At 43.2% G+C, this 18,166-nt stretch carries 18 protein-coding genes; 14 read left to right on the top strand and 4 right to left on the bottom strand.

Translation table 11 applies throughout. From position 1 onward, the window contains the following. Nucleotides 1-40: 40 nt before the first annotated feature. The 5 genes from M3I01_RS05000 to purD all read left to right on the top strand — a co-directional run bounded on the left by M3I01_RS05000 (nucleotide 41) and on the right by purD (nucleotide 5,880). Nucleotides 41-1,354: a zinc-ribbon and DUF3426 domain-containing protein gene (locus M3I01_RS05000; protein WP_255894492.1), complete on the top strand. Its 1,314-nt coding sequence runs from the start codon at nucleotides 41-43 to the stop codon at nucleotides 1,352-1,354. A 156-nt stretch (nucleotides 1,355-1,510) separates the two neighbouring features. Next, nucleotides 1,511-2,479: a tRNA dihydrouridine synthase DusB gene (gene dusB / locus M3I01_RS04995; RefSeq protein ID WP_255894490.1), complete on the top strand. Its 969-nt coding sequence runs from the start codon at nucleotides 1,511-1,513 to the stop codon at nucleotides 2,477-2,479. A gap of 119 nt (nucleotides 2,480-2,598) precedes the next feature. Further along, complete coding sequence (gene fis / locus M3I01_RS04990; protein ID WP_112141709.1) at nucleotides 2,599-2,877, top strand: DNA-binding transcriptional regulator Fis; 279 nt, start codon at nucleotides 2,599-2,601, stop codon at nucleotides 2,875-2,877. Nucleotides 2,878-2,964: 87 nt separating this feature from the next. Further along, entirely contained in the window at nucleotides 2,965-4,542 is a 1,578-nt protein-coding gene (gene purH, locus M3I01_RS04985; protein WP_255894808.1) for a bifunctional phosphoribosylaminoimidazolecarboxamide formyltransferase/IMP cyclohydrolase, read from the top strand. A gap of 51 nt (nucleotides 4,543-4,593) precedes the next feature. Further along, a complete protein-coding gene (purD, locus tag M3I01_RS04980; RefSeq protein WP_255894488.1) occupies nucleotides 4,594-5,880 on the top strand; it encodes a phosphoribosylamine--glycine ligase in 1,287 nt (428 codons plus the stop codon). Between the two features lie 79 nt (nucleotides 5,881-5,959). On the opposite strand, the gene M3I01_RS04975 is transcribed toward purD, so the two are convergent. Then, the gene (locus M3I01_RS04975; RefSeq protein ID WP_255894487.1) at nucleotides 5,960-6,211 is read right to left on the bottom strand and encodes a hypothetical protein; all 252 of its coding nucleotides are present in this window, start codon (nucleotides 6,209-6,211) and stop codon (nucleotides 5,960-5,962) included. Between the two features lie 58 nt (nucleotides 6,212-6,269). On the opposite strand from M3I01_RS04975, the gene M3I01_RS04970 reads away from it, so the two are divergent. From M3I01_RS04970 to pdxH, 4 genes are read left to right on the top strand one after another with little or no spacing between them, the layout of a single operon-like run. After that, nucleotides 6,270-8,567, top strand: coding sequence for a 7TMR-DISM family protein (locus tag M3I01_RS04970; protein WP_255894486.1), 2,298 nt, complete (start codon nucleotides 6,270-6,272; stop codon nucleotides 8,565-8,567). 44 nt (nucleotides 8,568-8,611) lie between these two features. Next, on the top strand, nucleotides 8,612-8,953 hold the full coding sequence (locus tag M3I01_RS04965; RefSeq protein WP_176334866.1) for a histidine triad nucleotide-binding protein: 342 nt from the start codon (nucleotides 8,612-8,614) through the stop codon (nucleotides 8,951-8,953). Nucleotides 8,954-8,968: 15 nt separating this feature from the next. Further along, complete coding sequence (gene coq7, locus M3I01_RS04960; protein WP_255894485.1) at nucleotides 8,969-9,601, top strand: 2-polyprenyl-3-methyl-6-methoxy-1,4-benzoquinone monooxygenase; 633 nt, start codon at nucleotides 8,969-8,971, stop codon at nucleotides 9,599-9,601. 2 nt (nucleotides 9,602-9,603) lie between these two features. After that, on the top strand, nucleotides 9,604-10,245 hold the full coding sequence (pdxH, locus tag M3I01_RS04955; RefSeq protein ID WP_275564949.1) for a pyridoxamine 5'-phosphate oxidase: 642 nt from the start codon (nucleotides 9,604-9,606) through the stop codon (nucleotides 10,243-10,245). 39 nt (nucleotides 10,246-10,284) lie between these two features. Here the strand turns inward: pdxH and M3I01_RS04950 are convergent, their stop codons facing one another. Next, nucleotides 10,285-10,842 (bottom strand): alpha-ketoglutarate-dependent dioxygenase AlkB family protein, encoded by a 558-nt coding sequence (locus tag M3I01_RS04950; RefSeq protein WP_255894484.1) that lies wholly within the window; start codon nucleotides 10,840-10,842, stop codon nucleotides 10,285-10,287. Here M3I01_RS04950 and M3I01_RS04945 point away from each other — a divergent pair. From M3I01_RS04945 to yfaE, 4 genes are all read left to right on the top strand, one after another. Further along, nucleotides 10,824-11,585, top strand: a complete 762-nt coding sequence (locus tag M3I01_RS04945) for a heparan-alpha-glucosaminide N-acetyltransferase (RefSeq protein ID WP_255894483.1) — start codon at nucleotides 10,824-10,826, stop codon at nucleotides 11,583-11,585. The two genes, M3I01_RS04950 and M3I01_RS04945, sit on opposite strands and share 19 nt — an antisense overlap. A gap of 305 nt (nucleotides 11,586-11,890) precedes the next feature. Next, complete coding sequence (gene nrdA / locus M3I01_RS04940) at nucleotides 11,891-14,155, top strand: class 1a ribonucleoside-diphosphate reductase subunit alpha (RefSeq protein WP_275564948.1); 2,265 nt, start codon at nucleotides 11,891-11,893, stop codon at nucleotides 14,153-14,155. A 160-nt stretch (nucleotides 14,156-14,315) separates the two neighbouring features. Continuing rightward, nucleotides 14,316-15,449 carry a class Ia ribonucleoside-diphosphate reductase subunit beta gene (gene nrdB, locus M3I01_RS04935; RefSeq protein ID WP_255894480.1) on the top strand — a complete coding sequence of 378 codons (1,134 nt, stop codon included), beginning with the start codon at nucleotides 14,316-14,318 and terminating at the stop codon, nucleotides 15,447-15,449. After that, entirely contained in the window at nucleotides 15,433-15,729 is a 297-nt protein-coding gene (gene yfaE / locus M3I01_RS04930) for a class I ribonucleotide reductase maintenance protein YfaE (RefSeq protein ID WP_255894479.1), read from the top strand. Before nrdB ends, yfaE begins: the two co-directional genes overlap by 17 nt. A 35-nt stretch (nucleotides 15,730-15,764) precedes the next feature. On the opposite strand, the gene M3I01_RS04925 is transcribed toward yfaE, so the two are convergent. Continuing rightward, nucleotides 15,765-16,370 (bottom strand): CDP-alcohol phosphatidyltransferase family protein, encoded by a 606-nt coding sequence (locus M3I01_RS04925; RefSeq protein WP_255894477.1) that lies wholly within the window; start codon nucleotides 16,368-16,370, stop codon nucleotides 15,765-15,767. Nucleotides 16,371-16,487: 117 nt separating this feature from the next. Between M3I01_RS04925 and M3I01_RS04920 the strand changes: the two genes are divergently transcribed. After that, nucleotides 16,488-17,249, top strand: a complete 762-nt coding sequence (locus M3I01_RS04920) for an alpha/beta fold hydrolase (protein WP_275564947.1) — start codon at nucleotides 16,488-16,490, stop codon at nucleotides 17,247-17,249. Here the strand turns inward: M3I01_RS04920 and M3I01_RS04915 are convergent, their stop codons facing one another. Next, nucleotides 17,250-18,089 carry a hypothetical protein gene (locus M3I01_RS04915; RefSeq protein ID WP_255894474.1) on the bottom strand — a complete coding sequence of 280 codons (840 nt, stop codon included), beginning with the start codon at nucleotides 18,087-18,089 and terminating at the stop codon, nucleotides 17,250-17,252. Nucleotides 18,090-18,166: the final 77 nt, after the last annotated feature.

The raw sequence follows: 18,166 nt of genomic DNA, 5'->3' as shown, positions 1-18,166 counted from the left end.
CATTCATTTAGTACAGTTTTGAACAGGAAGATACTACTCCATGGCCAATAGCCTAATTACACGTTGCCCTAAATGTTCAACCGCATTTCGTGTAAGCGATGAAGTATTAAGCATGGCCAAGGGGAAAGTCCGATGCGGTCAATGTTTTCATATTTTTGATGCCACTAAAGTAGCAGACAACAAAACAACGCTTAGTAGTAAGTCCACCGCAGACACAAAACAACCTAAAAACACCACTACGGCTAAAGAAAAAGCGCAAATAGACAGCACGTATCTACCTCTCGAACCCAAGGGCACAGACAAAATAGTCGACTCTCGACTTGCTCCAGTGGAAGAAATAGTCAATCCAGACTGGCTGCATACCTTATTCAATGATGACGACCTGAATCCACTGGGCGAAGAAAAGCCCGTTATTACCGAAACAAACTACGACTCTTACCATGAAGCGACTCCGCAGCCATTAGACTCTTCCGCAAAAGCAGCAAAGCAGACTGAAGCAAAAGCAGCAAAGCAGACTGAAGCAAAAGCAGCAAAGCAGACTGAAGCAAAAAGGCAAGACGAACCCGCTCCATGGGAAGTAGAGCTTGCCGAAGTGGAAGCCGCTCTCAAAGCAACATCGAGCGCCGCCTCTATCAACAAACCAGCGAAAAGTACGTTGCCACCTGAAACAACCGCCAGTAAGCAGGCTGCGCCCACCAAAGAGCCAGATTATATGGTTGCTTTGCATTCTTTGGCGCAAACCGCATCGGAACAAACTCGCCCATCTGATATTAAAAACCAGCACAGCATTCTTGAGCAACTATCCGCCCAACAAAGCCTAGCGCCCCTATTGGGAGAAAATGAGCCTTCTATTCGCAAAAAAAACACGCCCCCTTGGTTGTGGTTTTTTGCTTCATTACTGGGCCTCGCTTTGCTATCAGGTCAAGTTGCTACGCATTTCTTTGTAGAAGGCAGCAGCTCTTCTAGCTTTCGATCCATTTACAGAACCATTTGCTCTTACTCTGGTTGTGTCCTACCAAGATTTGAGAGTATAAACGCCATTACGATTCAGCATGTACGCATACAAAGCCACCCCTCTATTCCAAACACACTGCTGGTAAACGCCATTATTACCAATACCAGTGATTTTTCTCAGCCTATGCCTAAAATCGCACTCGAGTTTTTTGATTTGAATGGCTTACCCGTTGCAGCTCGCCTCTTTGCACCCAGTGATTATTTGCACAAAGACTTTCTCGACATCACTTACATGCCACCAAACACCCCAATTCATTTAGTCATTCCAATACAAGACCCAGGTGCTCGAGCCGTTACTCATCAGCTTAGAGCCTTCCCTACAGACACTCGATCCTACTAGTTTTTCGAGTTTTCTCCCTTAAGCTCAAAAAAAGAACAAAAAATAGTCAATTTTCAGTCTGTCAAGACTTCAAAAATAGCAATTGCCTAGGTATTATTCACGCCCGCTCGACGCTGTCGACGATCTTTAACATTCAATCCAGTATTCAGGAACATCATGGCATTTGCTATTGGCCCGTATTGCGTTGACAAACCCGTTATTCTAGCGCCGATGGCTGGTGTAACAGATTTGCCTTTTCGCCGACTTTGCCATGATCAAGGTGCAGGTCTAGTCGTATCAGAAATGGTCACGTCTGATGTTCGCCTGTGGAACTCGACAAAAAGCCGCCATCGCTTAATTCACGATGCGGAAGTCTCGCCGAGATCCGTTCAAATTGCTGGTGGCGACCCAAAAATGATGGCAGAAGCCGCTCAACAAAATGTTGAGTTAGGTGCGCAAATCATTGATATCAATATGGGCTGCCCCGCCAAAAAAGTATGCAATAAAGCCGCCGGCTCTGCGCTACTTAAAGATGAAGCTCTTGTTCGTGAAATACTGGAATCTGTTGTAAATAGTGTCAGTGTTCCTGTCACTCTAAAAATTCGCACCGGCTGGAGTCTAGACCAAAAAAACGGTCTGACAATTGCAAAAATGGCGGAAGACATTGGTATTCAAGCATTAGCCATTCATGGAAGAACGCGAGAATGCAAGTTTCAGGGAACAGCTGAATACGACACCATTGCTGAGATCAAACGGCACTTGAGCATTCCTATTTTTGCTAATGGGGATATCAAAGACCCTGAATCAGCAAAGTTCGTGAAAGATTACACAAACGCAGACGGCATAATGATCGGACGCGCTGCTCAAGGTAGACCGTGGATCTTTCGTGAAATAAATCACTATTTAGAAACAAATGAATTGTTAGCGCCTCCGTCTTTATCAGAGGTAAGGCAGCTTGTTATCAACCATGTAAACGCTTTACACCAATTTTATGGTGATTATTTAGGTGTGCGCATTGCTCGCAAGCATGTTGGTTGGTACTTGCAAACGTTAGCGGATAAAACACAATTTCGCAGCCTGTTTAATCGTATTGATAATACGCAAGAGCAGATTGATAAATTGGAAGAGTTCTTTGTTTGTCTGTAGACAAACGAACCTTACACTTAATGTACTGAACATCAAAAAAGAAGACTTAGATCCCTCTTCCTCTATGATGATCAATGCGCATTAATAAATGGTTAGCTTTAAAAATAGAAGGTCATTCTGTGGTAGAACAAACTCATACTCATACGTTTCAAGCCGCTTCTTCAGAGCAGTCACAAACACTACGTGACAACGTTGAAAAAGCATTGCAAAACTATTTCGCTCATCTTGATGGGCAGCCAATAACAGACTTATATCAGTTAGTCTTAGCGGAGGTTGAGGCGCCTTTGCTAGAGTCTGTCATGAACTACACAAAGGATAACCAAACAAAAGCATCCACTATCCTCGGTTTAAACCGAGGAACACTTCGCAAGAAGTTGAAGCAATACGGCATGCTATAAGCACAAAGAAAAAAAGGGCGAATTCGCCCTTTTTTTCGTATTACCTTCCCCTTGTTTATTTAGTGTTAATTAATTGTGAGAACCATGATGGCAAATCAAAAAGCAGTGACTCCAATCAAGCGAGCGTTAATCAGTGTTTCCGACAAAACAGGCATTGTCGAATTCGCGCGTGAACTAACCGCTCAAGGCGTTGAAATCCTATCTACTGGCGGCACTTACCGTCTTTTATTGGATAACAATGTTAAAGCAACGGAAGTTTCTGACTACACAGGCTTCCCAGAAATGATGGATGGCCGCGTAAAAACACTACATCCAAAAGTCCACGGCGGCATTCTTGGTCGTCGTGACATCGACGGCGCCATCATGAAAGAACATGGCATTGAAGAAATTGATATGGTTGTAGTTAACCTATATCCATTCGAAGCAACTATTGAACGCCCAGACTGCGACCTTCCAATGGCGATTGAAAACATCGACATCGGCGGCCCTACTATGGTTCGCTCTGCGGCGAAAAACCACAAAGACGTGGCTATCGTTGTTTCACCAGCAAGCTATGACAGCTTATTAGCCTCGTTAAAAGCAGATGGCGGCCTTACTTACGATCAACGCTTTGATCTTGCCGTACAAGCCTTCGAGCACACTTCTCATTACGACGGTGCGATTGCTAACTTCCTAGGCAAAAAAGTTGAAGGTGGCAGCGAAGATTTCACTCGTACATTCAACTTACAATTCAACAAACAAGAAGAAATGCGCTACGGTGAAAACCCTCATCAAAAAGCCGCTTTCTATGTGGAAGCCAATCCAAAAGAAGCGTCCATTAGCACCGCAAAACAAATTCAAGGTAAAGCGTTATCTTACAACAATATCGCTGACACTGACGCGGCGCTTGAATGTGTAAAAAGCTTCGACAAGCCAGCCTGTGTGATCGTTAAGCACGCTAACCCTTGTGGTGTTGCAACGGCCGCGTCTCAATTTGAAGCGTACGATCTTGCTTTCCAAACAGACCCAACGTCTGCCTTCGGAGGCATCATTGCCTTCAACCAAGAATTGGATGCAAAAACAGCGCAAGCCATTGTTGATCGTCAATTTGTTGAAGTCATCATTGCGCCAAGCGTGAGCAAAGAGGCCGCAGACATCGTGGCCGCGAAACAAAACGTTCGCCTACTTGAGTGTGGCCAATGGTCAGCAAACAAATCAACAGCGCTGGATTACAAGCGTGTTAATGGTGGTTTGTTGGTTCAAGACCGTGACGACGGCACTATTACTCTAGACGATCTTAAAATTGTCTCTAAACGTCAACCTAGCGAAGAAGAATTTAAAGATCTTCTGTTCGCTTGGAAAGTCGCTAAATTCGTTAAATCCAACGCGATTGTTTACGCTAAAGCGGAGCAAACTATTGGTGTAGGCGCAGGCCAAATGAGCCGTGTTTACAGCGCAAAAATCGCAGGTATTAAAGCCGCGGACGAAAGCCTAGAAGTCGTGGGCTCTGTGATGGCTTCTGATGCATTCTTTCCATTCCGTGACGGCATCGACGCAGCAGCACAAGCTGGTATTACAGCTGTCATCCAGCCTGGTGGCTCTATGCGCGATGCTGAAGTTATTGCTGCCGCTGACGAAGCTGGCATGGCAATGGTCTTCACTGGCATGCGTCATTTCCGTCACTAATAGCGTCGTTATTAATAACGTCTACAATATTGACCATAAAGGATGAACAGAATGAAAGTTCTTATTATTGGTAATGGCGGTCGTGAACATGCTTTGGCATGGAAGACGGCAGAATCAAGCCAAGTAGAAAAGATTTTTGTTGCGCCAGGTAATGCTGGCTCAGCAATGGAAAACAAAGTAGAAAACGTCAATATCGGTGTGACCGACATTGACGCGCTCGTGGCATTTGCTAAAAAAGAAGCCATCGATCTAACCATTGTTGGTCCTGAAGCACCGTTGGTTATCGGTGTTGTCGATGCGTTTGAAAAGGAAGGCTTAGCAATCTTTGGCCCAACCGCTGCCGCAGCGCAACTGGAAGGCTCTAAAGCCTTCACCAAAGACTTCTTAGCACGTCACAACATCCCAACAGCGGCGTACGGAAACTTCACTGAAATTGCGCCAGCTGTGGCTTACATCAAACAGCAAGGCGCGCCAATCGTTGTAAAAGCCGATGGCTTAGCCGCTGGCAAAGGCGTTATTTTGGCGCAAACAGAAGCCGAAGCAATCGAAGCCGTTGAAGACATGCTACAAGGCAATGCCTTTGGCGATGCAGGCAGCCGTGTGGTTATCGAAGAATTTTTAACCGGCGAAGAAGCCAGCTTCATTTGCATGGTTGATGGCGAAACTGTTCTGCCAATGGCCACCAGCCAAGATCATAAAGCGCGTGACAATGGCGATTTAGGCCCAAACACTGGCGGCATGGGCGCTTACTCTCCAGCTCCAGTTGTTACACCAGAAATTCATGATCGCATCATGAGCGAAGTGATTATGCCAACAGTAAGAGGCATGAACGCGGAAGGCAATCGCTACCGTGGTTTCTTATACGCTGGCGTAATGATTGCGGCAGATGGCACACCAAAGACACTGGAATACAACTGTCGTTTTGGCGATCCAGAAACACAACCTATCATGATGCGTTTGCGTTCTGATTTGGCTCAAATGTGTTTGGCGGCGATCAATGGCAAGCTAGACACGGTCAAAGCCGATTGGGACCCTCGTGCAAGCTTAGGCGTTGTTCTTGCGGCTGGCGGTTATCCTGCCGATTACCCAAAAGGCGATGTCATCACAGGTTATGATGCCGCACTGCCGGCTCATCAAAAAGTATTTCAAGCGGGTACGACAATGAAAGACGGCAAGGTCGTAACAAATGGCGGCCGTGTGCTTTGCGCTGTTTCACTTGGCGACACCGTTGCAGAAGCCCAAGCGGGTGCATACGACGTTGTTAATAAGATATCTTGGAACAAAGTGTATTTCCGCACAGACATTGGCCACCGCGCTATTACTCGCGAGCAAAAATAATCCAGATTTAGATCTCCGCGCTCTAATGTAAAAAAGGCCTCAATTGAGGCCTTTTTTACATCCAATACTTTCATTAGATTTATTTTTTCAACTGAGACTCTTTTTTGTCTAGCCAGGCTTTAAACACGCGTCCTGCTTCCAACACTATCAGCCCAAAGATAATACCAGCAACCCAATCCAAGCCCAGTAAAAAACCCAGAACCGCAATCATTCCATAGCCATACATGAGGTTCGTGCGCGTTGTCGGCTTCGCTTGTCTTGCGAACCAAGTGACGCCTAACAGCAGCAAGCTAAACCAAACATAATACTCCACCAAAATTGGATATAGCATTCGATCCCCTATCTAGTTAATAATGATAGCCTTTATATAATAAGTTTGGGCTAGTGTTTTGCTTTATCGATTGATTTTACTATTTTTTATCTGCATCTCCAACACAGTATGGAGCGCAAACACCATAGCCATTATTGATGACACAAACAGTGCGTTCAATATTGGCCACAGTGGCTCTTATTTTATCGATAACGCTCAAACCCTTTCTTTTAGTGACATTGCCTCTGACAAGTACGCCAAGCGATTTCGCCCTATTAATCGTGATTATTTGCAGTTTGGGCTGGTAAAGGGAAATATTTGGATTCGTACAGATATTGCGATACGAACCACCAGCAATACACCAGTATTACTGGAAGTAAATTCTCCTCGACTACAATACCTAGACATTTATCTGCCTAATTTATACGAAAGTCAGGTTCAAGCCGAACTGGGTGGCGCACGACCTTATAAGAATAGAAAAATCCAAACACCAAATTATGTTTTTCCTATTCCAACCAACACACCACCAGTTTTCACCTTGTATCTAAGGCTATCATCTTATTTGCCCATCAATGCTGAAATAGAATTAAAAACGCTCTCGAACATGAGTCTAGATAATCAAAAAAATCTGACTTTCACTGGAGTTTTGATTGGAATATTACTGGCGTTATTTGTTTGCAATGTGTTCTTTTTCATAAAAACATCACGCTCTATGTATCTTATATATGGTGTATTTTTGCTTGGTATCGCTACTTTACACCTAACCCTTCACGATCAAGTATCGCAACTGTTTCCTAATCAAATCAATGTTCAAGAACGGATATACAACTTAGCAGCACTGTCCTGCTTATGCGCGATTGCCTTCTTTTCCAGACTTTATCTTGACACCAAAGAACATCTACCAAAAATGGATAAGGTATTAATCACTATCGGTGCCATTGCGGCTTTATGCGCCATTATTTTTACTATTTCACCAGAAAAAATTAATGTCATGGCCCTCTCTTTTTTGATCGTTAGCACACTTGTCATGCTAACCGTACACGCCATTGTTGCCTTCATCAAAAGCGTTCCCTTTTCTGGATATTATCTGGTGGCTCGACTGACACTGCTTACAGGTCATTTTGCTTGGCTCATGTCAGTCTATGGCATCATTCCAAGCGCAACATTATTTCAATGGGGTTTAACCGTTACCATCATTATCGAAGCCATGATTCATTTCACCGGTATGATTGCGCAAACAACACCATCGCTACAAAGACTTGCAAAAAAAACAAAGCACTCACAAACAGAAATGACAGATCTTTTGTCGGATCTTTCTAGTCGCCTACGCCGCCAAATCAATATTATTGGAGGTGGGCTTTCTCATCTTGAGCAAGCAGCGACATCCAACGACACCAAGCTTTTTCTTAACAGCAGCATGACGGCCAATAACAACCTAAAAAATCTGATAGAACGAATTGAGCTATTAAATGATATAAAGGAAAGCACCCCACCCGAGCAAGCCGCGCCATTACTACTAAGTCAGTTAATAGACAATGCTTATAATAATGTGCAACGCTTAGACCAAGACAACACTTTAATAGACCTAAATACGTACAAGACAGATCAAGTTGAAATATTACGCAACGCTCCCATCTTACAGCACCTAATTGAAAGCCTCGCGCAAGAATTCAAACACTTCACAGACCAAACTCTCACCATCAACATTACACGTCACGAAGTAAACCGAGAGGGCATTACTTTATTAGAACTCAGTTGCTACCCGCTTCCTGCGCGAGTGTACGCGAACACCACAAGCTTCGATCTTGGAATACACTACATCACACACCTAATACAGCATTTAAAGGGAGAAATGCATTTATCTGAAGGAGGCCTTACGCGTACCATAAATATCCAAATACCTATTCGCGCGCACATTCGCCCCTTAAACAACCATTTCATTCAGCAAAATCAGCTTGATATCATACTATTTGGTCAAGAAGACAATGACCTTCAAAAAGCCCTTACGCTGCTACAGAGCCACGCCAACCGAATAGAGCATTTTGTTACCCTAGAAAGTTTATTAGAGCATTTGGGACTGCCTGAAAAAAGAGAGGCTGGTTCCATTATTTTGATATTTGATAACGGGGGGAACATTCCTCATGTTACTCAGCAAAGACTTATTCCTTTAATGCGCTATGAAGATCAGTGCCTACTGATCAGCAACAATGTTAAAATGTCGCTCGATTATGCAAAAAAACTTGGCTTTAATGAATTGCTAGCTTGCTCTGAATTAGAAAGCCAGCTTGAACAAATGCTTTTACGCTTAATACAGAAGGGAGACAGATTAAAGAACGCATCATTGTCTCGGGTCAAGCCTTTGCGCAAAACACCTTGAAGCGAAACCACTAACCTTGAATAATACAAACGAAAGGAGACGGTATGGACTGTTTATTTTGCAAAATAGTGAGTGGCGACATTCCAGCAAAAATTTTATATGAAGACGACGATGTTATTGCCTTCGAAGATATTATGCCGCAAGCACCAAGCCATTTTCTGGTCATTCCTAAGCGTCATATTAGTACGCTAAACGATTTAACAGATGACGATGCGCCTGTCGTTGGCAAGCTACAGATTACTGCAGCAAAAATTGCGAAACAAAAAGGCATCAGTGACGCCGGCTATCGTGTTGCGATGAACTGCAACGAAATGGGTGGACAAACTGTCTACCATATTCACATGCATGTATTAGGTGGCCGGGTGATGACATGGCCTCCAGGTTAATTAAGAGGAAGTAAGATGATCTCTTTTCTAGACAAAGCCGTATTACATTTTGACCGCGCACTGCAAACACTGGTTCCACACGCAGCACAGGCAAAACGACCTTCTCCTGCAAATCAGGTTGATGAAGCGGAACTGAATCAGGATGAACGTAAGCATTCATCAGGTCTAATGAGAATTAACCATACTGGTGAAGTGTGTGCTCAAGCGCTATACGCAGGACAAGCCACTACGGCAAAACTGGCCACAGTTCGCAAAGAAATGGAACACGCGGCTGACGAAGAAATAGATCACCTTGTTTGGTGTGAGCAACGTCTTTATGAGCTTGGTAGCAAGCCCAGCATTTTAAATCCATTATTTTATGGTGCGTCATTTGTGATTGGTGCTGGGGCTGGACTCATTAGTGATAAATTAAGCTTAGGCTTTGTTGCCGCCACTGAAGATCAGGTCTGCATTCACCTTCAACAGCATATGGCGACACTGCCGTCACTGGATGAAAAGAGCAAAGCAATATTGACACAAATGCACATAGATGAAGCCAAGCATAAAGCCATGGCACTAGAGGCTGGCGGTTACGAGTTTCCAAGACCGATTATGACCATCATGACCCAAGTATCCAAAGTCATGACCACAACAACTTACCGAGTTTAATCATGAACAGAGATCTTCACTCTATTCGTCGTGACTATCAATTCGACGATCTTCTAGAAGAGCAATCAGGCAACGACCCACTTGCTCTATTTGATACTTGGCTCGAAAAAGCCATTGAAGTCTGTCCTGACGACCCTACCTCGATGGTATTTAGCTCAGTCGATGCCGATGGTTGGCCTCATTCTCGTGTGGTTTTGTTAAAACAAAGAAACGAATTCGGCTTTTCTTTTTTTACTAACTACGACAGTGAAAAAGCACAACAGCTGGCTAACAACAATAAAGCCTGCATGACTTTTTTTTGGCCTGCACTCTCTCGCCAAATTCGTGTCGAAGGCACCATCGAAAAAGTTTCTCGGGAAATATCTGAAACCTATTTCGCCAGTCGTCCGCGCGGCAGCCAACTCGCCGCTCGAACCTCAAAACAAAGCGCCGTCATCGAAAATCGAGACGTGTTACAAAAAGCGTTTAATGCAGAAGAACAAGCCTTCAATGAGCAAGACATACCTTGCCCAGAAAACTGGGGGGGCTATGTACTGAAGCCTAAATTTATTGAGTTTTGGCAAGGCCGACCAAGCCGCCTGCATGATCGAATTTGTTTTATACTAGACAGCGATCAATGGATTAAAGTCCGCAAAGCACCTTAAATTAAACGCACCACACACATGAAATCTCCAAGTAGATCATTAAAGTAAGAGGCGAAACGTTAAACTGATTCGCTCCTCTTTAATTTTCTTTCTTACAGGCAATGAGTGTTGCCATAGTACTTGCGTAGAAGAGGACATAATTAGCCAGCTTCCGTCTTCTACCTCCACACTGTGTTTAACCTTATGATTTTCCTTTAAACGAAACACGAAGGGTCTCTTCACGCCAAAACTCAACATAGCCACAACGGGCGCTGGGCCTAGCTGTTTCTCATCATCTGAATGCCACCCCATATACTCTTCACCATGTTGATACCAGTTCAGCAGTACAGAATTAAAAGATTGGTTAGCCAGTTTCTCGGCCTCTTTTTTTGCAAGCAATAGCCAATCAGGCCAACCCTCACCATGATGGTCCTTACCTGTATAGCGATAACATATGCCCTCGTCGGCAATAAACGCGACTTGCCTTGGCACCAATACGTCACGTCCAAACATCTTTAGACTTTCTCTTTCCCATAGCAAATTCAACTTAAGTAATGGCACACTAAGTTGTAGGCTTGAGCTAGAAAATGAGTATCGGTATGATGGCCGAACTTCCATTACATTATTCACCTTGGACTTCAATGCAAACCTCTTCTATTAATAAGCCAGCAAAACGTAGTGTGTTTTTAGATGTTTACCGCGGTTCAGCCGTTTTATTAATGATCATTTTTCATTTTTGCTGGGACTTACGTCATTTTGGTTTCACCGAGTTTTCAGTTTATGATCCTTTTTGGATTCATTTTCGCAGCCTGATACTCACATTATTTCTTACCGCGATTGGTTGGTCTACTTACATCTCACTAACCAATACCAAGCGTCCATCATTTTGGAAACGAGATCTCAAACTGCTTATTTCTGCTGGAACCATTTCGCTGGCAACCTATCTTGCCATGCCAAACCAATGGATCTACTTCGGTATTCTGCATTTTATCTTTGTGGCTTCATTACTAATCAGACCTATTGCTAGGTGGCCACTGGGTTGTGCCCTACTAGGGGCAGCCATTATGTTTATGTATCATTCTACAGACTGGCTCTTTTTCCCAAATGCCTTCTCTACAATAACGGACTATATCGCCCTACCAAAAAGAACTCTCGATATTGTGTTTCCCTTCCCATGGATAGGTGTAGTTTTAATTGGACCTCTACTAGGCTATTTAAATTTACATAAGTGCCCCACTCCAGACCATTTCCTGACGACTTTTTTGACGTTTATGGGACGCTATGCTTTGCCTATCTATCTAATTCATCAGGTGTTTTTATTTGCCTTAGTCGCTTCGGTAAAAATGGTGCTGACGTTTTAAAATTGATCACTTTTCGTGCGTTCGATTAGGTGAGTTTTTCTCATGAAAAAATAGATGAAAATAGTGTTTATAATCTTGCCAATCGCCAACTTTACGCTTCTTCTGGCAAGCAAAGTAAGTGACCACTTAGGCATTCTTTGTTTATTATTTTAGCGCATTTTTCAAGCCTTGATTTTACATTAAATGAGCACTATTGTTCGTTACAGATTATCAATGAAGTACTACATATAGTGTTTTATTCGAAACACACACACTATATAGAGTAAATCACCTCTTTTTGTAATGCACTAATGGGAAGTTAAGGCATGAGCACTCTCACAGTTACTAAGCGTAACGGGACGACCGAAAAAATCAATCTAGAAAAGATTCATAAAGTCATAACGTGGGCCGCCGAAGGATTAGACAACGTCTCTGTTTCCCAAGTGGAATTAAAAGCACAAATTCAGTTTTTTGAAGGCATTCGAACAACAGATATTCACGAAACATTAATCAAGTCTGCTGCAGATTTAATTTCTGAAAACACGCCTGACTATCAGTATCTAGCGGCGCGCTTAGCCATCTTCCATTTACGTAAAAAGGCCTTTGGTGACTTTGAGCCACCACACCTTTATGCACACGTAAAAAATCTAGTGCAGCAAAAACGTTATGATTCGCATTTATTAGAAGATTACACCGAAGAAGATTTCGACCAACTGAACACATTCATTGATCACTCACGTGATATGGACTTTTCTTATGCGGCCGTTAAACAGCTCGAAGGCAAGTATTTAGTACAAAACCGCGTCACAGGTAAAATATACGAGAGCCCTCAGTTCATATACATCCTTGTTGGCGCTTGTCTCTTTGCCGGTTACGCTAAAGATGAGCGTTTGAACTTGATCCGTCGTTTTTACGATGCAGTTTCTAAGTTCAAAATTTCGTTGCCAACACCTATTATGTCTGGTATCCGTACACCAACTCGTCAATTCAGCAGCTGTGTATTGATTGAATGTGGCGACTCTCTAGATTCAATCAATGCAACCTCAAGCGCCATCGTAAAATACGTTAGCCAACGCGCAGGAATCGGCGTAAACGCCGGTGCCATTCGAGCGCTCGGTAGCCCTATTCGTGGCGGCGAAGCTTTCCATACGGGTTGCATCCCATTTTACAAACACTTCCAAACAGCGGTAAAAAGCTGCTCTCAAGGGGGGGTTCGTGGTGGTGCAGCGACTGTTTTCTATCCAATTTGGCACTTAGAAGTTGAAAGCCTATTGGTACTAAAAAACAACCGCGGTGTTGAAGAAAACCGTGTGCGCCACCTAGACTACGGTGTACAGTTTAACCGCCTGATGTACCAACGCTTGATTAAAGGCGGCAACATCACGTTATTCAGTCCATCCGATGTACCTGGTTTATACGATGCGTTCTTCGCAGACCAAGAAGAGTTTGATCGCCTATACACTCTGTATGAGCAAGATCCATCGATTCGCAAGCAAACCATCAAGGCGACAGAATTGTTCACCTTGTTTGCTTCTGAGCGTGCGAGCACCGGCCGTATTTACCTTCAAAACGTAGATCACTGTAATACTCACAGTCCATTTGATCCTGCGGTTGCACCCGTTAAGCAAAGTAACTTGTGTTTGGAAATTGCTCTACCAACCAAGCCATTAAACAGCATTGACGATCCAGAAGGCGAAATTGCTCTTTGTACCTTATCAGCTTTCAACCTAGGAACACTTGAAAGCCTAGATGAATTAGAAGAGCTAGCCGAGCTTATTGTACGAGCTCTAGACAGCTTATTGGATTACCAAAATTACCCCATTCCAGCAGCGCAGCGTGCCACTGAGCTACGCCGTACCTTAGGCGTAGGCGTGATCAACTACGCTTACTATTTAGCGAAGAACGGTGTGAAATACTCTGATGGCTCTGCTAATGATTTGACACACAAAACGTTTGAAGCCATTCAATACTTCTTATTAAAAGCATCAAATAAGCTATCAAAAGAGTTTGGCCCATGCTTGGCTTTTAACGAAACGACCTACTCGAAAGGTATTTTACCAATCGATAGCTACAAAAAAGAAATCGATAATATTTGTTCTTCTGAGCTTGTTTACGACTGGGAAAGCTTGCGTAGTGAAATCGTTGAACATGGTTTACGTAACTCTACGCTCACAGCATTAATGCCCTCTGAAACATCCTCTCAGATTAGCAATGCAACCAATGGCATCGAGCCACCACGTGGCTTTGTCTCCGTGAAGGCCAGCAAAGATGGTATTTTGAAGCAGGTCGTTCCTGAGTTTGAACGTCTAAAAGAGAACTATGAGTTATTGTGGACCATTCCATCAAACGATGGCTATCTTCAATTGGTTGGTATCATGCAGAAGTTTGTCGACCAAGCTATCTCAGCAAATACCAACTATGACCCACAAAAATTCGAGTCACAAAAAGTCCCTATGAAGGTGATTTTGAAAGACTTATTAACAGCTTATAAACTTGGCGTGAAAACACTCTACTATCACAATACCCGTGATGGTGCGGACGATAAACAAGAAGACATGGACGATTGCGCTGGCGGCGCTTGTAAAATTTAGGTAGCCAACAGCCAGACACAGCAAAGCCTCATCCCAATGAGGCTTTGCTACGTTTACCGCGTTAATAAAATATCAAAATCTATTAATCTATTAATCTATTAATAACTAAGACATCTTCGACACAGAAAATGCCTTACGCTTTTGAGGAATACCCTGAGACATGAGTTACTCGACGTTCAACCGTAAACACTTCGATAGTACAAAAGAACCTATGTTCTTTGGTGAAAATGTCAACGTTGCTCGCTATGATCAGCAAAAGCACCCTATTTTTGAAAAGCTAATAGAAAAACAACTGTCTTTCTTTTGGCGCCCTGAGGAAGTCGATCTTTCAACAGATCGCAAAGACTTTCAAAGGCTAGAAGAACACGAACAGCACATTTTTTTAAGTAACTTAAAATATCAAACTTTACTAGACAGTGTACAAGGCCGCTCACCAAACGTTGCATTATTGCCCATCGTTTCTCTGCCTGAACTGGAAACATGGATCGAAACCTGGTCGTTTAGTGAGACGATTCACAGCCGCTCTTACACTCATATTATTCGTAACATCGTCAACGATCCGACCAAAATCTTTGATGACATTGTCACCAATGAAGAAATTACCAAACGCGCTGACAGTGTGTCTAAATACTACGACCGCCTTATTGAAATGGTGAGTATCTACAACACCATGGGGATGGGCACATTCAATATCCCAGGCAAAGGCGATATTGAAATTTCGATGCCTAAGCTAAAAAAGGCGCTTTATCTCACCGTTGCCTCTGTGAACGTTTTAGAAGCGGTGCGTTTTTATGTGAGTTTCGCTTGTAGTTTTGGTTTTGCTGAACGCACGTTGATGGAAGGTAACGCTAAGATCATCAAGCTGATTGCTCGTGATGAAGCCCTTCACCTTACTGGCACACAGCATATGCTAAATCTTATGGCATCAGGTAAAGATGATCCAGAAATGGCCATCATTGCCGCTGAGTGCAAAGAAGAGATGCGAGATATCTTTGTCGAGGCCGCTGAGCAGGAAAAAGAATGGGCTACCTACCTATTCAAGGATGGCTCAATGATCGGTCTTAACGCTCAAATACTAGGTCAATACGTTGAATATATCACCAATGTGCGTATGCAAGCCGTTGGCCTCGATACGTATTTCTCTACGAAGCACAACCCTATACCTTGGATCAATGCTTGGCTAGTAAGCGATAACGTACAAGTTGCACCACAAGAAGCCGAAATCAGCTCTTACCTAGTAGGGCAAACTGACAATAGTTTAGATGACTCAGACTTCGATGACTTCGACCTATAACTCCACAATACAAGCCAAAGACACCGTGGTTCATCGAGTACTTTTAGGGAAAAAGCAGATTCTTGTTACAGAAGAGGAATCACTATTAGTACAACTAGAACGGGCAGGCATTCATATTGAGTATCAGTGTCGCGAGGGCTATTGCTCGTCCTGTTCGATCAAGCTCTTATGGGGTAATGTCAGTTATCCTTTTGAGCCACTGGCTTGGGTACAAAGTGGATATTTATTAGCATGTTGCGCCATCGTGAAAAGCGATATTGAAATCGCTTTTTTCGACTAATCTGTCCAATTAAATGCTTTCAAGTTAGGCGCCTCTTAGTTCAACGTACGGTAGCCTGCGTAAATTCGGGTTGCCGTTGTTATCCAACAAATCCCACCAAAAATATAAGCCAGCAGTACAAAGTGCGCAGGCATCAAACAAATCAACACAAGAAAAGCGATAGTCTCAGCGCCCTCTGCTAAGCCACCAATAAAGTGTAACGACTTACCACCGTAATCCAAGTTTTTGATATTGCGCTTTTCCGCCATAATGGCAAAGGCCAAAAAGCTACTGCCGGTCCCCATAAAGGAAAAAATCACAAAACTTGCCGCCAGCGCATTTTCCATTGGGTTCATAAGAGCGAAGCCAAAAATCACCGCCGAATAAAAAATAAAATCCAATGTGATATCTAAATACCCCCCTAAATCGGTCGCCCCCTGTACTCTTGCTACGGCACCATCCAGCCCATCCATCACCCGATTGATCACAACAAAAACCAATGCCAATGCTGTGTCACCAAAGTACAACGCGGGTATCACCATCATGCCAATAGCAAAACCCAGCAAGGTAATCCAATTGGCTTTCACACCCATTTTATCCACTGCTATCGCGGTCAGATGCAGTGGTTTTTTCAAATACTTAATAAAAAATGTGTCTAACATACAGAAAACAACCTTAATTTGAGAGGGACGAAACTTTCAAAGACTTGATACAATATAAGGAATGTGGCGTCCACATACGCCGACCGTTTTACTCATTTACAGCATAATAAGGTGACTATGATACACGCAAAGCAATATGGTTCCTCAGGACCAAATCTTATTGTCATTCACGGCTTATTTGGTAACGCAGACAACTGGCACTCTATCGCACAAGCGTTAGCCGATTATTTCACCGTCTATTGTATCGACCTACCTAATCATGGCAAATCAGACAGCATGCAGGACGCAACTTACCCTAAAATGGCCAACGCTGTGCTTGATTGGGCCAAGCTAAAGAATATAGACACATTCTATCTGTTGGGGCATTCAATGGGGGGGAAAGTAGCAATGCAGATGGCCGCGATAGCCGCCCCAGCACAAATAGAAAAGCTTATCGTGGTGGATATTGCACCTGTTGATTACCAACCCAGCCATACCCGTATATTAGAAGGCTTAAAAGCCATTACTGGAACTGAAATAACATCAAGAAAAGAAGCCGACACACTATTAAGTCAATACGAGCCAAACCTTGCTGTCAGACAGTTCTTATTAAAAAGCCTCAATAGAAATGAGCAAAGTCACACACTTTCGTTGTCTGTCGATAATATTGCCGACAGTTACACAGCGATTCTTAAAAAGCCCATTATTGAAACCGCAATAGAGACCCCCACTCTGTTCATAAAAGGCGAAAAATCAGATTATATTGTGGCGGATTATCAAGCGGAAATAATGGCAAGCTTTCCAAACGCAAGTTTCAAAATTATATCCGGCGCAGGCCATTGGCTACACGCTGAAAAGCCACTCCCCTTCACTAGTCTAGTGAAACGTTTTTTACAATAACTACTCACACTGTGTTTCAGAGCAAAGACCGTACTTATCTTTTAAATAAGACGACGAAGGTAATACAATACCGTGTGATTTAATAAGATAAGAATTGAAGCTAACTCTCAACCGATCAGGGTAGGCCGCGTCCAGCAGAACGCCCTTTGTATCCCACATAATGAGGCGCTCCGCCAGAGCTTTTAGCTTGGCCTCATTGTCCGAATAAACAGCAAATAATGAGCCCGCACGTACAAAGGCAAAAGAAGGCCCAATCATCACCTTTTGCTTATGGAATAGTAATCTTAGTATGTCCTGAGCGATGCCATTTTTATACAGCTGCGTATCCACTAAAGAAAAAATAAGTTCGGAGTCCTCTAGAACAAAATTGACCGATTTTAAAACAGATAATCGATCTGTCTCTGTCTTTAGAAACCGAAATATAAAGCCATGTTGATCCGCTAAGTTCATCATTTCTTGCTCGTCGACGAAAAGGTGATCACTATAGATCACCGCCAGCGGCTTTCTATCAAACCAGATAGCTTCCAGTATATTCAACCGCTTATCCAAGGGCGCGCCAGAAAAAACACCACTGACAGGAATTGAACATTGTGGCTGAATATTAAGATATTCCTCTTTGCCAATAAAAGCTGCGATAACAGCGCCCTCAGACACAACAGAGCACGCAAGACGAAAACTATCTGCTCCGACAGTGACTATGACATCATCGTCTTTAAGAGAAGAAACATTTTGTACAAATAAGGCACGACGAACTGGCATTAATCGGGCATTAGCAGGTAATAACTTAGAAAGTTGAAACGTCAAAGAACGAACTGAACTCTCTTCAGTATCGTGTATCACATATATCGTCGCCGCCAGTACATTTACTGAAGTCAGCAACAAAAATATAAAAAGAAAAAGCCTTTTCACGTTCCTAT

It is taken from the genome of Marinomonas maritima (assembly GCF_024435075.2).
In the GTDB taxonomy this organism is placed as follows: domain Bacteria; phylum Pseudomonadota; class Gammaproteobacteria; order Pseudomonadales; family Marinomonadaceae; genus Marinomonas; species Marinomonas maritima.
The sequence above is the reverse complement of the archived record's forward strand: the minus strand, read 5'-3'. Positions and strand labels throughout refer to the sequence as shown.

Bases quoted from the DNA above. Each gene is read 5' to 3' on its own strand.
- M3I01_RS05000 (WP_255894492.1), top strand. From the start codon at position 41: ATGGCCAATAGCCTAATTACACGTTGCCCTAAATGTTCAACCGCATTT.
- yfaE (WP_255894479.1), top strand. From the start codon at position 15,433: ATGACTTCGACCTATAACTCCACAATACAAGCCAAAGACACCGTGGTT.
- pdxH (WP_275564949.1), top strand. From the start codon at position 9,604: ATGAACAGAGATCTTCACTCTATTCGTCGTGACTATCAATTCGACGAT.
- M3I01_RS04975 (WP_255894487.1), bottom strand. From the start codon at position 6,211: ATGCTATATCCAATTTTGGTGGAGTATTATGTTTGGTTTAGCTTGCTG.
- M3I01_RS04945 (WP_255894483.1), top strand. From the start codon at position 10,824: ATGATGGCCGAACTTCCATTACATTATTCACCTTGGACTTCAATGCAA.
- M3I01_RS04965 (WP_176334866.1), top strand. From the start codon at position 8,612: ATGGACTGTTTATTTTGCAAAATAGTGAGTGGCGACATTCCAGCAAAA.
- nrdA (WP_275564948.1), top strand. From the start codon at position 11,891: ATGAGCACTCTCACAGTTACTAAGCGTAACGGGACGACCGAAAAAATC.
- purD (WP_255894488.1), top strand. From the start codon at position 4,594: ATGAAAGTTCTTATTATTGGTAATGGCGGTCGTGAACATGCTTTGGCA.
- purH (WP_255894808.1), top strand. From the start codon at position 2,965: ATGGCAAATCAAAAAGCAGTGACTCCAATCAAGCGAGCGTTAATCAGT.
- coq7 (WP_255894485.1), top strand. From the start codon at position 8,969: ATGATCTCTTTTCTAGACAAAGCCGTATTACATTTTGACCGCGCACTG.
- nrdB (WP_255894480.1), top strand. From the start codon at position 14,316: ATGAGTTACTCGACGTTCAACCGTAAACACTTCGATAGTACAAAAGAA.
- M3I01_RS04925 (WP_255894477.1), bottom strand. From the start codon at position 16,370: ATGTTAGACACATTTTTTATTAAGTATTTGAAAAAACCACTGCATCTG.
- M3I01_RS04950 (WP_255894484.1), bottom strand. From the start codon at position 10,842: ATGGAAGTTCGGCCATCATACCGATACTCATTTTCTAGCTCAAGCCTA.
- dusB (WP_255894490.1), top strand. From the start codon at position 1,511: ATGGCATTTGCTATTGGCCCGTATTGCGTTGACAAACCCGTTATTCTA.
- M3I01_RS04920 (WP_275564947.1), top strand. From the start codon at position 16,488: ATGATACACGCAAAGCAATATGGTTCCTCAGGACCAAATCTTATTGTC.